14 protein-coding genes are annotated in these 13,437 nt (G+C 70.4%); 9 read left to right on the top strand and 5 right to left on the bottom strand.

All coding sequences use genetic code 11. The features are described from left to right. Positions 1–104 precede the first annotated feature (104 nt). Positions 105–503 (top strand): hypothetical protein, encoded by a 399-nt coding sequence (locus QHF85_RS24370; RefSeq protein WP_281329689.1) that lies wholly within the window; start codon positions 105–107, stop codon positions 501–503. 121 nt (positions 504–624) lie between these two features. Next, positions 625–1,584: a hypothetical protein gene (locus QHF85_RS24365; RefSeq protein WP_281329688.1), complete on the top strand. Its 960-nt coding sequence runs from the start codon at positions 625–627 to the stop codon at positions 1,582–1,584. Here the strand turns inward: QHF85_RS24365 and QHF85_RS24360 are convergent. Beyond that, a complete protein-coding gene (locus QHF85_RS24360; RefSeq protein ID WP_281329687.1) occupies positions 1,581–1,994 on the bottom strand; it encodes a DUF962 domain-containing protein in 414 nt (137 codons plus the stop codon). The genes QHF85_RS24365 and QHF85_RS24360 overlap by 4 nt on opposite strands. Before the next feature lie 30 nt (positions 1,995–2,024). After that, positions 2,025–2,816 (bottom strand): enoyl-CoA hydratase/isomerase family protein, encoded by a 792-nt coding sequence (locus tag QHF85_RS24355; RefSeq protein WP_281329686.1) that lies wholly within the window; start codon positions 2,814–2,816, stop codon positions 2,025–2,027. Between the two features lie 175 nt (positions 2,817–2,991). Here QHF85_RS24355 and QHF85_RS24350 point away from each other — a divergent pair, with 175 nt between their 5' ends. The 5 genes from QHF85_RS24350 (at position 2,992) to QHF85_RS24330 (ending at position 8,839) form a co-directional block, all read left to right on the top strand. Next, positions 2,992–3,258: a phosphopantetheine-binding protein gene (locus tag QHF85_RS24350; protein ID WP_281329784.1), complete on the top strand. Its 267-nt coding sequence runs from the start codon at positions 2,992–2,994 to the stop codon at positions 3,256–3,258. 69 nt (positions 3,259–3,327) lie between these two features. After that, the gene (locus QHF85_RS24345; RefSeq protein ID WP_281329685.1) at positions 3,328–5,541 is read left to right on the top strand and encodes a beta-ketoacyl-[acyl-carrier-protein] synthase family protein; all 2,214 of its coding nucleotides are present in this window, start codon (positions 3,328–3,330) and stop codon (positions 5,539–5,541) included. After that, entirely contained in the window at positions 5,541–6,329 is a 789-nt protein-coding gene (locus QHF85_RS24340; protein ID WP_281329783.1) for a hypothetical protein, read from the top strand. The genes QHF85_RS24345 and QHF85_RS24340 overlap by 1 nt, the downstream gene beginning before the upstream one ends. Next, positions 6,326–8,251 carry a beta-ketoacyl synthase N-terminal-like domain-containing protein gene (locus tag QHF85_RS24335; RefSeq protein WP_281329684.1) on the top strand — a complete coding sequence of 642 codons (1,926 nt, stop codon included), beginning with the start codon at positions 6,326–6,328 and terminating at the stop codon, positions 8,249–8,251. Before QHF85_RS24340 ends, QHF85_RS24335 begins: the two co-directional genes overlap by 4 nt. A gap of 111 nt (positions 8,252–8,362) precedes the next feature. Then, positions 8,363–8,839 (top strand): hypothetical protein, encoded by a 477-nt coding sequence (locus QHF85_RS24330; protein WP_281329683.1) that lies wholly within the window; start codon positions 8,363–8,365, stop codon positions 8,837–8,839. A gap of 343 nt (positions 8,840–9,182) precedes the next feature. Here the strand turns inward: QHF85_RS24330 and QHF85_RS24325 are convergent, their stop codons facing one another. The 3 genes from QHF85_RS24325 to QHF85_RS24315 are packed head-to-tail and all read right to left on the bottom strand — an operon-like array spanning position 9,183 to position 11,649. After that, positions 9,183–10,100, bottom strand: a complete 918-nt coding sequence (locus QHF85_RS24325; protein ID WP_281329682.1) for a patatin-like phospholipase family protein — start codon at positions 10,098–10,100, stop codon at positions 9,183–9,185. Between the two features lie 51 nt (positions 10,101–10,151). Continuing rightward, on the bottom strand, positions 10,152–10,838 hold the full coding sequence (locus QHF85_RS24320) for a hypothetical protein (RefSeq protein WP_281329681.1): 687 nt from the start codon (positions 10,836–10,838) through the stop codon (positions 10,152–10,154). Next, positions 10,813–11,649: a class II glutamine amidotransferase gene (locus QHF85_RS24315; RefSeq protein ID WP_281329680.1), complete on the bottom strand. Its 837-nt coding sequence runs from the start codon at positions 11,647–11,649 to the stop codon at positions 10,813–10,815. Before QHF85_RS24315 ends, QHF85_RS24320 begins: the two co-directional genes overlap by 26 nt. A 270-nt stretch (positions 11,650–11,919) precedes the next feature. On the opposite strand from QHF85_RS24315, the gene QHF85_RS24310 reads away from it, so the two are divergent. Then, complete coding sequence (locus QHF85_RS24310) at positions 11,920–12,738, top strand: PDZ domain-containing protein (protein ID WP_281329679.1); 819 nt, start codon at positions 11,920–11,922, stop codon at positions 12,736–12,738. 3 nt (positions 12,739–12,741) lie between these two features. Then, positions 12,742–13,260, top strand: coding sequence for a TrmH family RNA methyltransferase (locus tag QHF85_RS24305; protein ID WP_281329678.1), 519 nt, complete (start codon positions 12,742–12,744; stop codon positions 13,258–13,260). Positions 13,261–13,437: the final 177 nt, after the last annotated feature.

Genomic DNA, 13,437 nt, shown 5'->3' with positions numbered 1-13,437 from the left:
ATTGACGCACGTTCATCGTGGACGCATTCAATCCCTGTGATGGCTCGACGTGGAGGTCCACCGCGTACGGTGCGCGGTCGCGACTGCGCCGAAAAGGGGGGAGTATGCAATTCGTCAAGACCATGATGTTCGCGTTCGCGCTCGCGACCAGCTCCGTCCTCGGGATGCTGCCAGCGACGGCGCAGTCCGATATCGTCATCCCGTCCCTCAGCAGCTATGCCCTCGGCGCCGATTTCGATTCCAGCGCCAGGCCCGGCCTGGAGGGCGCCGAAATTCGCAGCCTCCATTTCCTCAGCCCGCTGCTGCGGACGCGTATGGTCCAAGGGGGGACGTACATCGCCGAGGTGGGCGACATCATCACGTTCGTCAATGACCGGCGGGTCCGTGACTCCTTCGACCTCACCAGCAGGTTGCGAGGCTTCTCCAGCGGCTCCAACGTGAGGCTCGGTATCGTGAACGTACGTACGGGCAGGACCGTGCACGTCTGGGTGAAGCTTCGCTGAGGTCCTCTCTCGTCGAGGCTCGACGCCCTGGATCGTCGGTCGTCGTCAGGGCGCTCGCGGCGTTTCTCGACAGCCTGCTAAGCTCCCCCGTCCCACTCACCTCGCTTTCCTCCGAGGTCTCGTGCCCGCGATCGACAAGGCCATTCATCACCACGCGGAGGCCGGCTCCTGGGATGCCGCCGCCATCCATATCGCCGTGTTCTTGCAATGGGCCGCCGAGCGAGGCCTCACGTCGGGCGACATCGATCGAGCCCGCGTGGCGGCGGATCCCCTCCGTTATCTGCTCGATGACCTCGACGGGACCCTGCCCGATGGGGCCCTCACCGCCGAAGGGGCCGCGTTCGCCTTGGCGATCTGGGAGGAGCACCGCGAAACCCTCGCGGCCACCGCGGGGCGATTCCAGCACCCGGGTCCAGAGCATCGACGCCGCCACTTCGTCTGGCTCGACGAGCGGCTCGGGGACAATCGGCGGCTCCGTGGCGAGCCGCACGACCGGTCGCTCCGCACGGCCGTTGCCTTCCTGGCCCTCGCGACCGAGGGCGCGGGCGGGCCCGACGCGGAGCTCGCGCGCACGATCATGCGTGCCCTCGACGAGAGTCCCACCGCCGTGCATCTGCTCGAGGTCGCGCCTCCACGAGCGGCCGTCGGCGCGCGGCCGCGGAAGCTCTTCTATGACGCCGACGCGAGGCTCGCCCGCTTCGGCGCGGAGGCCTGGGACGCCGTGCGCGACGTCGTCTCGCCGCTCGAGGTCGATCCGCAGGACCTCCTCGACGTCTTCGGGGACGAGGCCTGCGCGGCGTGGCTCGTGTCCCACCTCGCGCGCGTCCTGCCCGGCGTCGACACGAGCGTGCTCCAGCGCGTCGTGAACGCGCAGTTCTTCGTCGAGGTGCTCGACGCGGGCGACACGCCGCTCGTGCGGGGCGCCATCGTCACGCAGGAGGAGTTCGGCGCCGCTGTGGGAGCGGCGTACGCCGACGGGGCGACGCCTCCCACGGGCAGGAGGCGCATCGTCGGCGTTTCGCAGGTGGCCTCTTACCGGCGGCCGCTGCGGGAGCGACAAGCCGCGCCCGCAGGAGGCTAGTTCACGCCGTTCGTCCCGGCCTGGTAGTGCGTGTATTCGGCCGTGGTCTCCTCGTCGGCGTGACCCTGGCCGTTGCTCGCCGTCGCCATCACGCGCTCGACCTCGGCGTCCATCTTGCCCGTGAGGATCTTGCTCCACATCACCCAGTCGGCCGCGAAGGACCAGAGCGGGTACTTGAAGCTCGCGGGTTTGTTCTTCTCGATGAAGAAGTGCGAGAACCACGCGGGCCCGTAGCCGGCCACGAGCGCGGCCGGGATCAGGGCCGGGCGGCGCAGCGCGATCGCCGCGAGCAGCGTGACCCCCGCCGTGGTCGTCCCGGCGAAGTGGAAGAGGCGCGTCGCCTTCTTGCTGTGCTCGCGCACGTAAAACGGCCAGAATTCTTCGAAGCTCTGGATGTCCTTCGTCGACATGTGTCCAGTTCTACCACGCCGCGCCGAAGTTCACTTGCCCTGGAACGAGGCCTTGCGTTTCTCGACGTAGGCGGAGATGCCCTCGCGGGCGTCCTCGGAGGCGAAGAGCTCGGCCTGGAGCTCGCGCTCGAAGGCGAGGCCCTGTTCGAGGCCCATCTCCATGCCGGTCTGCACCGCCCGCTTGATGCGCCCGACGGCCAGGGCCGCGCGGCCCGGGGCCGTGAAGCCCTGGGCATACGTGATCGCGCGGTCGAGGAACGCGGCGTGGGTCTCGGTCTCCCAGACCTCGTCGACGAGGCCGTAGGCGAGCGCCGTGTCGAAGTCGAACGTCGTGCCCTCGCACATGAGCTTGATGGCGCGCGGTTTTCCGACGAGGCGCGCGAGGCGCTGCGTGCCGCCGGTGCCGGGCAAGACGCCGAGCGCGACCTCGGGGAGGCCGACCTTGCCGGCGCCGCGACGCGCCACGCGCAGATCACAGGCGAGCGCGATCTCGAGGCCGCCGCCGACGGTGTGGCCGTTCAGCGCGGCGATGACGAGCTTCGGCGTGTGCTCGAGGCGCAGGAGCGTCTCGTTCGCGTGCAGGCAGAACTGGTATTTGAAGCTCGGCGACGCGGCCTTCAGCATGTTGATGTTGGCGCCGGCGCAGAAGAACTTCTCGCCGTGACCCGTCACGACGAGGACCTGCACCGCGTCGTCGAAGCGCGCCGCGAGGATCGCCCCGTCGAGCTCCTTCATCATCTCGTGCGTGTAGCCGTTCACCGGCGGGTCGTTCAGCGTGAGGACCGCGACGCGGGATTTTGTTTCGCACTCGACAAGAGCCATGGCGCGCCCCATTTACCGTGGCGGCGCGACCGGATCCACCGTCTGCGCCACGGCGGGCTCGCTCGCGACGCGCGCGTGTTCTCCTTGCTTCCACGACGCCGGCCTCGGGGCGCGGCGTCGCGATCCACCTTCAAACGGGGCACGGTTTCGTGCTACCTGGGACGCGTTGAACCCCATGGATCCTGCGGACGTGCGGCAAAAGCTCAAGGAACTCATGGTCACCGAGCTCAACCTCGAAGGGAAGGAGCCGGCGGACATCGACGACGCGGCGCCGCTCTTCGGCGCAGGGCTCGGGCTCGACTCGCTCGACGCGCTGCAGCTCGCCATGTCCGTGGAAGAGAAGTTCGGCGTGCGTGTCCCGGAGGGAGACGAGGCCCGCAGCATCTTCGCCTCGGTCAACGCGCTCGCCGATCACATCGTGCGCGCGAAGGCCGCGGCCTGACGAGGACACCCGACTTTCGTCGCCCGGACGCAGAGCGCCGGGCGGCGCCGTGACGAGGCCGAGGAGCGCATGCGCATCTGGGTGACCGGCATTGGCGTCGTCTCGCCCCTCGGGCGCGGGGCCGGCGTCACGATGGACAGGCTGCTCGCAGGCGATCGCGCCTTCGGCGAGCTCTCGCTCTTCAATCTGCCGGAGATGCGCACGCGGCTCGCCGCGGAGGTCCCGGGGCTTTCGGCGGCCGAGGTCGCGCCCGAGGGAGACGCCGAGGCGTGGTCGCGCACGGACGCGATGAGCGTGCTCGCGGTGCGCGAGGCGCTCGCGCAGGCAGGCGTCGCGCCCGAGGCCGCGCCGATCGATCTGATCGTCGGCGGCACGACCGCCGGGATGTACGAGACCGAAGATTTGCTCGCCGAGCTGTCGCGCGACGCGGACGCGATCAAGCCGCTCCGGGCGATGCTGACGCATCCGCTCTCATCGACGGCCGATCACGTGCGCGCCGCGGTGGGGCCGTTCCGCCGGGTGCGCAGCGTGTGCAGCGCGTGTTCGAGCGGGGCGAACGCACTCCTGCTCGCGGCGGCCTGGATCCGCGCGGGCGTGTCGCGCTGCGTGGTCGCGGGCGGCGCCGATGGGCTCTGCCGGCTCACGTACACGGGGTTCGGCGCGCTCTCGGCCGTGGACCCGAACCCGTGCCGGCCGTTCGACAAGCGCCGCGCGGGCCTGAACCTCGGCGAAGGCGCGGCGTTCCTCGTGGTCGAGCCCGAGGAGGCGAGCCGCGCGCGGGGCGTGACGCGGCCGATCGCGGAGCTCGTCGGCTGGGGCGTGGGCGCCGAGGCGCACCACATCACGAACCCCGAGCGCGAAGGGCGCACGGCGGCGCGCGTGATGCAAGCGGCGCTCACGAGAGCGCGCCTCTCGCCCGCGGACATCGACCACGTGAACGCGCACGGGACGGCGACGCCGCTGAACGACTCGATGGAGGCAGCCGCGATCCGCGCTTGTTTCGGGCCGGAGGCGGAGCGCGTGCCGGTCTCGTCCGTGAAGGGCCAGATCGGGCACACGCTCGGGGCGGCGGGCGCGATCGAGGCGGCCGTGTCGGTGATGACGATCGCGCGGGGCGAGATCCCGCCGACGATGGGGCTCGAAGAGGTCGATCCCGCATGCCCGCTCGCGCACGCGACGCGCGCGACGAAGGCGGACGTGCGCGCCGTGATGTCGAATTCGTTCGGGTTCGGAGGAACGGACACGTCGCTCGTGTTCGCCGCGCCGAACGCGTTCCCCGCGCCCGAGGCGCCGGCGCGGCGATCGGTGGTGGTGGTCTCCGCAGCGACCATCGGCCCGCTCGGGGTGCTCGGCGCGCGGGAGAACGATGCGTACCTCGAGCCCGGTCCTGCGCCTTCGCCGGGGCCGATCCACTTCCAGGCAGCCGATCACCTCGACGTCGGCCGCGCGCGCAGGCTCGATCGGGCAGGGCGGCTGTCGACGGTGGCGATCCAGCGGGCGCTGCGGGATGCAGGGCTCGATCCGAGCGATCCGTCGATCGGCGCGGAGGTGGGCGCGATCCTCGGCGCGGCGTTCGGCAGCGTGGACGGCTCGACCGCGTTCATGCGGCGCATCTACGAGAAGGGCGTGAAGTTCGCGAGCCCGGCGGATTTTCCGAACCTCGTGCCGTCGTCGCCCGTGGGGCACGCGTCGATCTACCTCGGGCTGCGCGGGCCGGTGTTCGCCGTGGCCGACCTCGGCGTGACGGCCGAGTGCGCGGTCGTGACGGCGGCGGATCTGATCGCGGTGGGCGAAGGGGAGGTGCTCGCGGCCGGCAGCGTGGAGGAGGCGAGCCCGATGATCGAGCGATGCCTCGGGCCTGTCTGCTCGGGGGAAGCGCACGGCGTGCGCAGCGAGGGCGCGAGCGCGATCCTGCTCGAAGCGGAACCGCACGCGAGGGCGCGGGGGATGAAGCCGATCGCGCGTCTGCCCTGGTGGACGTCGTGGCGCGGCGCGGGCGAAGGCGCGCTCGATGCGGCGCCCGAGCCGCCCACGCGCGCGGTGGTGCTCACGGGGCAGGAGGATCTCCCGCCCGGCCTGCGTTTGCCCGAGGCCTGGGCGCGCATCCCGCATCGCGCCGTCGCGCCGCGGTCGGGCGTGCACGAGGGGGCAGGTGGGTTCGCCATGGCCGCGGCCCTCGCCGCGATCGCGCGGGGAGAGCTCGACGCCGCGCTCGTCGTGGGGCACGCGCCCGAGCGGGGGTACGCGCTGCTGCTGACGGCCGACGAACCCGGTTCGTCGTGATGCGCGGCGCGGGCTTGCTCGGGGCCATCGTGTGGTGCCTCGGCGCCGCCTCGTGCGCGGCGCCGAGCGCGATCGCCCCGCGCGCAGCCGAGGCGCCGACACTCGCGAGCTGGCGCGAGGCGCGGCGGAAGCTCGCGGCGCTCTCGAAGGCGGCCGAGGGCGAGGGCGCGCGGACGCTCCGGCTCGCGCTCGCGCTTCGGGAGCCGTTGACGGGCCGCACGCTGGAGGCGCGCGGCGCCGTGGCGATCGCGCCGCCAGACGCGCTGCGCATGATCCTGGTCGGGCCCGGCGGCACGACGGCGCTCGACCTCTGGGTGCGCGGCGAGCGCTTTCGTTTCGCGGTCCCGGCGATCGATCTGCTGAAGCGCGGCGACGCGTCGACGCCCCGCGAAGGCAAGCGCGGGCTGCCCGTGGATTTCCTTCGCTGGTGGCTGCTCCGGCCCGCGTCCGGGAGGCTGCTCTGGCACGAGGTCGAGCCTTCGGGGGATCGGTTCACGCTGCGCGACGGCGCGGCCGTGATCGAGCTCCACGCGGCGAGCTCGGGGGCGCTGTCGGCGCGGCGGACGACGTGGTCGAGCGAAGGACCACGCGCCAAAAAGCTCGACGAGGAGAGCGTGGAGGCCGATCGGATCGGGTGCGGTACCGTGCGGTATCACCAGGCCTCGACGGGGCTCACGGTGACCGTGACGTGCGAGGGCGAGGAGACGGGGCGCGCGCCGAACCCGCGCGCCTTCGCCGATCCGGATGCGCCCGCGGAGGACGTTTCCCCGGGAGGAGGTGCGTCGTGAGCGACGCATGTGTGATCGCGGTGGGCGCGGTGTCGGCGCTCGGCGTGGGCCCGAGCGCGTACCACGCGGGCGACGTCGGCGAGCCTGCGCGCGTGGTCCTCGCGCGTGACGAAGAGCTCGCCCGCGCGGGCCTCGCCCGTCCGTTCGCGGCGCGCGCGCCCGGCTCGCTCCCGCTGCCCGAAGGACCGCCCTTCGAGGATCACGCGGCGGCGTTGCTCGCGTGCGCGCTCGGGCAGCTCGTGCGCTCCCTCGAGGAGACGCGCCCCGGCTTCCGCGACGAACGCCTCGGCATCGCCGTCGGCACGTCGAGCGGCGGCATGCTCGGGGCGACGCGGTTTTTCGCGGCCCGCGAAGCGTGGGCCCGCGGCGAGGGGGTTCGTGAGGACGAGCGCGCCGCGCTCGCGAAGCGCGCGACCTACTTCGCGCCGTTCGACGAGGCGTTTGACGCGGCGGGTCTTTGGGGAGCAAACGTTCGCCGTCGCGTGCACCTCGTCGCCGCGTGCGCCGCTTCGACGCTAGCGATCGGCCTCGGCCTGCGATGGCTCGACCGAGGCGCCTGTGACGTCGTGATCGCGGGTGGCTACGACGCGCTCTCGAACTTCGTCGCCACGGGCTTCGAGGCCCTGCGCGCCACCACGGCCTCGCGCCCGCGACCTTTCCGCGTCGGTCGCGACGGCATGAGCCTCGGCGAAGGCGCCGGCCTCGTCGCGCTCGTCCGCGAGGAGAACACCCGCGGCGCTTCGGTGTTCATCCGCGTCGCCGGCTTCGGCGCCTCCACCGACGCCGTGCACATCACCGCGCCCGATCGCACCGGCGATGGCCTCGCGCGCGCAGGCGCCGCCGCGATCACCGACAGCGGCCTCGCTCCCGCGGCGATCGGCCTCGTCAGCGCCCACGCGACCTCGACGCCGTTCAACGACGCGATGGAGTCCCGCGCGATCGCCCGGCTCTTCGACGGAGCTGCCCCCGCGCCGATCGTCCACCCCTTCAAGGCCCAGATCGGCCACACGCTCGGCGCAGCCGGCGTGCTCGAGTCGCTCGCCGCGGCAGACGCGCTCCGTCGCGGGATCGCACCCGCCGCGGCCGGAGAAGGCGAGCTCGATCCGGACGCGGTCGCCTCGCTGCTCGATCGCGCCGAAGCGCGTCCGCAGGGCGCCGCGCTCAAGCTGTCGGCAGCGTTCGGCGGAGCAAACGCCGCGCTCGTGCTCACGCGCGCCCCGAGCGGTCGCGCGCCGAGGGAAGCGCGCCCCGTGTACCTGCACGCGCACGCCACGATCACGAGCGTCGACCTCGTCGAGCTGTCCGCAATGACAGGCGTGCCGCGGGATCGGCTCGCGCGGCTCGATCCGCTCTGTCGGCTCGGCATGCGCGCCGTCGCAGAGCTCGCGCGCATGGTGGGACGCGACGCCCTCGTCGGCGCCGGCATCGTCGCAGGACACGCGCTCGCCACGCTCGACACAAACGATCGCTTCGACGCACGTCGCCGCACACGCGGCCCCAGCGCCGTCGATCCACGGCTCTTCCCAGCCACCTCCCCGAACGCCGTCGCAGGCGAGTGCGCGATCGTCTACCAGCTCCGCGGCCCAAGCTTCGCCGTCAACGCAGGCCTCGACGGCGGCACCGAAGCACTCTCCGTCGGCGCCGAGCTCGTCGCGATGGGCGACGCAGACCGCGTCATCGTCCTCGCCGTCGACGACGCCGGCCCCGCAGCGCGTGATCTTCTGTCATGCACGTCCGCATCAGGGCGCGCCTACGCCGAGGGAGCCATGGCCGTTCTGCTCGATGTTTCCGCCGAAAATGCGCTCGCTTCGATCGACCCTGACGTCACGAGTGACCACCACACAGGCCCGATCGGGCACCTTGCCTTGCAGGCAAAGGTGCTCGATTTCGTGACAAAATGGCGGTCGGCTTGCCGGAGGTAGGGGTCGTCTGGCAAGTTGCGCGATGACCTCGATGCGCGCGCTCCGCGCCCTCGTCGTCGACCCTCGATGCCCCGGAATCCTGCCCCCTCACAGGGGGTTTCGAGCAGAGCGATGCCTTCGACCCGAACCCTCGCCGCCCTCGCGCTCGCCCTCTCCACGCTGACGGGATGCGCCACGCGCTACATCCCCAACACAGACGTGGAAGACTCCGAAGAAAACCGCAAAATCATCGCATTTTGCGAGAAGTACCGGCACGCCGTCGAAGACAAGGACGTCTCCGTCCTCTACGGCTTCGCCTCCCCCGACTACTACGAGGACGGCGGCAACGTCGACCCAGGCGACGACATCGATTACGCCGGCCTGAAAGCCTACCTCACCGGCGCCTTCCAAGACGCACGCGCCATCCGCTACGAGATCCGCTACCGCCGCATCGTGCGCGAAGACGACATGATCTTCGTCGACTACACCTACAGCGCGAGCTACCGCATCCCCGGCACACGCGGCGAAGAGTGGCGCCGCAAGGTCGAAGACAACCGCCTGGAGCTCGTGCCCTACAACGGCGAGTTCCGCATCGTCGCCGGGATGTAAGCGACGCTGGGCCGCCGCGCCGGGGCGCCGCCCCGAACCCCGCGGGGGCTATCCGCCCCTCGACCCGGACCAGGGCCAGCCCTGGACCTTTGGTGGAAGAACTGCGCGATGCGCAGTTCTTCCAACGGGCCGTGACAAGACCACCGGGGGCTTCTCAAGCATCGACGGGCGTTGCCGGTAGAACCGCCTTGGTTGGCAGGATCGCCCGCGGTCTTGACCTGGCCCGTTCGATGAACTGCGCATCGCGCAGTTCATCGACCCCGAGTCCAGCGCTTGCGCTGGTCCAGGTCCAGGAGCGGACAGCTCCTGGTGGGGCCTGGGGCAACGCCCCAGCGATCCGCCTTCAGTTGAGCGGGCTCGTCATCTTGTTCGTCCGGTCGAACAGCCCCTTTTCCTTCGCCTCGGCGAGTACGCGTAGCGCTTGCCGATAGCCGCGCAGCACGAGGGAGCGCACGGCGAATCGGTTCAGGTAGCTGAAGGGGCCGAGGTCGGGTGCGATGTCGAGGAAGGTGACGTGGGGGTGGATCCTGCCGTAGAGCTCCACGCCTTGCCGCTCCTTCTCGGTGAGCAGCACGCTGAGGGACTGACGCAAGATGGGGAAGGGGCCGCGCCGCGCCAGGCTGCGACGGCCTTCGCGCACGCGCTCGGGTTTGTACACGTTCGAGATGATCACGACGTCTGCGCCTGCGGCGATGGCGATGTCTGCCGAGAGCGTGCGCGCGACCTCGCCGTTCACGAAGTACCTGCTTCCGATGCGGAAGGGCCGGAAGAGCCCGGGTACGCAGCAGCTTGCTGCGACGGCTCGGCTCACGGGCGTCGTCTCCTCGTAGCCTGGTCCGAAGACCACGCGCTCGCCTGTGTCGATGTCCACGGCGGTCACGAACACGGAGTTCGGGAGCTTGCGGAAATCGTTGATGGGCAAGAAGGTCGAGAGGTAGTTCTCCAGCCGGTCGACCGAGAAGAGCCCCGAGGTGAGGTGGCCCGGATCCAGGAGATCCTTTGGCCTCGGCAGGCCGATGAACGTGGAGGGGAAGAGCCGAGGGCCGCGGTGACGGCGGCGCCAGGGAAGGCGATAGGCGTCGAGCAGGACGTCGAGCGGGATGTCCTGGCCGTAGGTCGCGGAGACGAGCGCGCCGGAGCTCGTCCCCACGAAGATCTCCGGCAGGACGCCGAGCTCCTCGCACGCCTTCAGGACTCCGAGGTGGGCGAGGCCTCGTACGGCCCCGCCCGACGCCACGAATGCGACCTTGAGGCGGTTCATGGGAGCATTGTGGCCACCCGAGCGAGGTCGGGCAAACCAGGGTCCCGATTCTCACGGCATCTGAAAATCTTCGACGATGCGATAGATGCGGTATCGCTCGCCCTCGCGGCGCAGCCAGAGGACGATCTCGTCGCCGAGCAGTCGATCCGACCCCACGCGCGAGGTTGCGATCGGCACGCGCACCACGACGTCTCCCGTCGAGAGGGCTTCGACGCGGATCGCGGGGTGTGGCGAGGACGTGCGTGCGTCCTCCGCGCGGTAGACTTCGAGCTCGGCTTCGCGGAAGACGACCTCGCCGGCGAGCTTCGTGTAGTCGAGCCGGCGCATGCGCTGCGTCCAGAAGAGCGGCGCCGAGGGCGCGCTGCCGCTCGGGCCGTAGGTCGTGCTGATCGACAGCGCGTCTCGCGTGAAGAGCGCTTCGAGCGCCTCCATGTCCTCGTCCACGATCGCCCGGAAAAACCCGTTCACCGTCACGAGGACGGCCTCCGTGCCGAGCGGGGTGCGCAGCGTGACGAGCCCCGCCTCCGCGTTGGCCACGTCCTTCGCTCGCGGCGGCGCGCTCGCAGGATCCACAGCGACGCCGTCCGGCCTTCGCGAGCCTTCGGGCAACTCCGAGGTCGTGGCGAAGAGAGGCGCCCCCGCGCCCCCGCAGCCGAGCAGGCTCATGAACAGGAACACGCACGCCGCGGAGACGCGCGTGGTTTTGGGCAGGTCAGATCGGCTCGACGAGAGGGTCATCCGTGCGGGTGAGCGTGACGATCGCACGGTCCTGGACGGCCGTCCATCCGGGCGGCGTCTGGTCGTCGTCGAAGTCGGAGGCGAGGATCGAGAGGCGGCACGATGCGAAGTCGGGCAGGCGCATGCGCCCGAGGCCGCCGTCGCCGAGGATACGCTCGAGGTCCGAGGCGCCCTGGAAAACGCGGCGAACCATGCGGCCGCTCCCGTGCATGGCGATGACGTAATCGGGGGCCGCGATGAGCAGGTTCATGCGGCTCGGGCCCTTGCCCTCCTCGGCCGAGAGCCCGTCGACGAGCGAGATGCTCGAACGGAGCGCGCTGCGCGCGGCCTCCGGCGGTACGTCCTGACGTTCGAGGATCCCGGCGTCATGGAGGAACGAGAGGAAGAGGTGGAAGAGCAGCTCGCTGTCCGTCTCGCCGCGCACGTCACGTTGCAGGAACTGCGGCAGCGAGTCGGAGAGGCGGCCGCGCAGCGTGGAGAAGGCGTCGATCGTGCCCGTATGCGCGAAGAGCCACTGCCGGTAGCGGAAGGGATGCGTGTTCTCCGTGCGCGAGCCGCCGACGGTCCCGAGCCGCACGTGCGCGATCAGCGTGTCGGCGCGCAGGCCCCGGGTCATCTCGGCGATGTTGATCTGGGGACGATCGTCGATGGGGCGGCGTTTCAAGAGGATCTCGCCACCCTGGTAGAAGCCGACACCCCAGCCCGGGATACGATCGGGCTGCTTGTGCACCGAGAGGTGGCGCGCTTCGAGGTCGAGGACTCGTGCCCCGAGGTCCGGACGGTTGCCGACGAAGCCGACGAGACGAGCCATGGTTGCCTTCCCTCTCCGCGGCGCGGTGAGAACGTGGGGGATGGACGGAGCCTGCTCCCTTTCTTGTGATGAAACGGAGGCGCGCGGGCAAGTCACTGCTTTGCTTGCCAGCCGTCATTCGGGCCACGCAACCGAACGACGTGGGGAGAGGCTGGGCGCCTTCGTCGGGGGCTCCCGCAGCGCCCCTCGATCTCTGATAGACAGGAGCTTCGTCCTTGGCCAGGGTGCCCCGGACGCTCCGTGACTCCGCCTCGAAATTCCCCCTCCGCGATGAAGACGAAAAGACTCGCCTCCGCGCTCGTGCTCGCGAGCGCTCTCGCCGCCGCGGCGCTCCAGGCCGGATGCGTCGCCCTCTATCCCGAGATCGGGACCAGCATCCGCAAGATCACCGCCGAGCAGGCGCTCGATCCTCCGCCGCCCGAGGATCTGCGCTGGATCCGCATCGTCTCCGGGACGATCAAGGACTCGATGCGAGACGGCAGGACCTGGAAGCAGGCCATCGGCAAGCTGCCGGATCCCTACGCCAAGCTGTACATCAACGAGCAGGAGGTGATGCGCACGAACCCGAAGAGCGAGACGCTCGAGCCGAGCTGGGACGACGCGCCGCGCGGCAACTTCCAGGTCTCGTCCGCAGACAAGATGCGCGTCGAGATCTGGGACGCGAACACGGTCACGGACAAGCCCATCGGCGTGAAGGACTTCCGCGCGACCGAGGATCTCGTGCTCGGCGATCGCATCCGGCTCGACGTGCCAGGCGCCGGGGAGGTCGTCCTCGCCTACGAGCGAGCGCACGCGATGTTCGGCCTCGGGCTCTGGTTCGAGCTGCGCACGGATACCTGCTTTCTCACGCGCATGATCGGAGGCAGCCCCGCCGAGCGCGCGGGCGCGCAGCCAGGCGACGAGGTCGTGCAGATCAACGGCAAGGCCGTGACGACGATGAGCAGCAACGCGGTACGGAGCGCATTCAACTCGATCCCCTCGGCCGGCCTGCCCGTCGTGCTGCGGCACGCGGACGGGTCGACGGCGAGCGTGACGTTTCGCGAGGGGCCCATCTACCCGACATTCGCCGAGTTCGGGCAAGTCGACTGAACCGTGAAGGTCCCTTCGTTCCAGCTGTCCACCGAGGAGATCCGCGAGGAGCTCGCGCCGATCCGGCACCCATTCTCGATCGCCGTCTGCCGCGCGAAAAACCCCTTCAACATCGGGGCAATCATCCGCACGGCGCACTCGTTCCTCGTGCACGAGATCTTCCTCGTGGGCACGGAGCCCTGGTACGAGCGCGCCGCGATGGGAATGGCGAAGTACGAGACGATCATCGAGTGCCCCGACGAAGAGGCCTTCCTCGAAGCCGTGCGCGGCCGCCCGCTGATCGGCGTCGAGCGAGATCACGCGCGCACGACGCTCTGGGAGGCAGAGATGCCAGACGGCCTCGTCTTCCTGTTCGGCAGCGAGAACGACGGGCTTTCGGACACGCTGCTCGCAGCGTGCAGCGAGGTCCTCGCAATTCCGATGTACGGGATCAACCACTCGTACCCAGTGGCAATCGCCGCAGGCATGGTGATGTGCGAGTGGGCGCGGCGGAAAGATCCGCGCGGGAAGATGTCGCCCTAGCAGGGGCGCTTCGCTGGGGCTTTGCCCCAGGCCCCAGGAGGGGGCTGTCCGCCCCCTCCACCCCGGACCAGCGCAAGCGCTGGACTCGGGGTCGATGAACTGCGCGATGCGCAGTTCATCGAACGGGCCAGGTCAAGACCGCGGGCGACGCTGCCAGCCAAGACGGCAGCGCTGAGG

Origin of the sequence: Polyangium sp. 6x1 (assembly GCF_029946515.1) — a bacterium.
Classification (GTDB): Bacteria; Myxococcota_A; Polyangia; order Polyangiales; family Polyangiaceae; genus Polyangium.
The sequence above is the reverse complement of the archived record's forward strand: the minus strand, read 5'-3'. Positions and strand labels throughout refer to the sequence as shown.

Excerpts from the sequence above, each read along its gene's own strand:
- QHF85_RS24370 (WP_281329689.1), top strand. The coding sequence starts at position 105 with ATGCAATTCGTCAAGACCATGATGTTCGCGTTCGCGCTCGCGACCAGC.
- QHF85_RS24360 (WP_281329687.1), bottom strand. The coding sequence starts at position 1,994 with ATGTCGACGAAGGACATCCAGAGCTTCGAAGAATTCTGGCCGTTTTAC.
- QHF85_RS24355 (WP_281329686.1), bottom strand. The coding sequence starts at position 2,816 with ATGGCTCTTGTCGAGTGCGAAACAAAATCCCGCGTCGCGGTCCTCACG.
- QHF85_RS24350 (WP_281329784.1), top strand. The coding sequence starts at position 2,992 with ATGGATCCTGCGGACGTGCGGCAAAAGCTCAAGGAACTCATGGTCACC.
- QHF85_RS24345 (WP_281329685.1), top strand. The coding sequence starts at position 3,328 with ATGCGCATCTGGGTGACCGGCATTGGCGTCGTCTCGCCCCTCGGGCGC.
- QHF85_RS24340 (WP_281329783.1), top strand. The coding sequence starts at position 5,541 with ATGCGCGGCGCGGGCTTGCTCGGGGCCATCGTGTGGTGCCTCGGCGCC.
- QHF85_RS24330 (WP_281329683.1), top strand. The coding sequence starts at position 8,363 with ATGCCTTCGACCCGAACCCTCGCCGCCCTCGCGCTCGCCCTCTCCACG.
- QHF85_RS24325 (WP_281329682.1), bottom strand. The coding sequence starts at position 10,100 with ATGAACCGCCTCAAGGTCGCATTCGTGGCGTCGGGCGGGGCCGTACGA.
- QHF85_RS24320 (WP_281329681.1), bottom strand. The coding sequence starts at position 10,838 with ATGACCCTCTCGTCGAGCCGATCTGACCTGCCCAAAACCACGCGCGTC.
- QHF85_RS24315 (WP_281329680.1), bottom strand. The coding sequence starts at position 11,649 with ATGGCTCGTCTCGTCGGCTTCGTCGGCAACCGTCCGGACCTCGGGGCA.
- QHF85_RS24310 (WP_281329679.1), top strand. The coding sequence starts at position 11,920 with ATGAAGACGAAAAGACTCGCCTCCGCGCTCGTGCTCGCGAGCGCTCTC.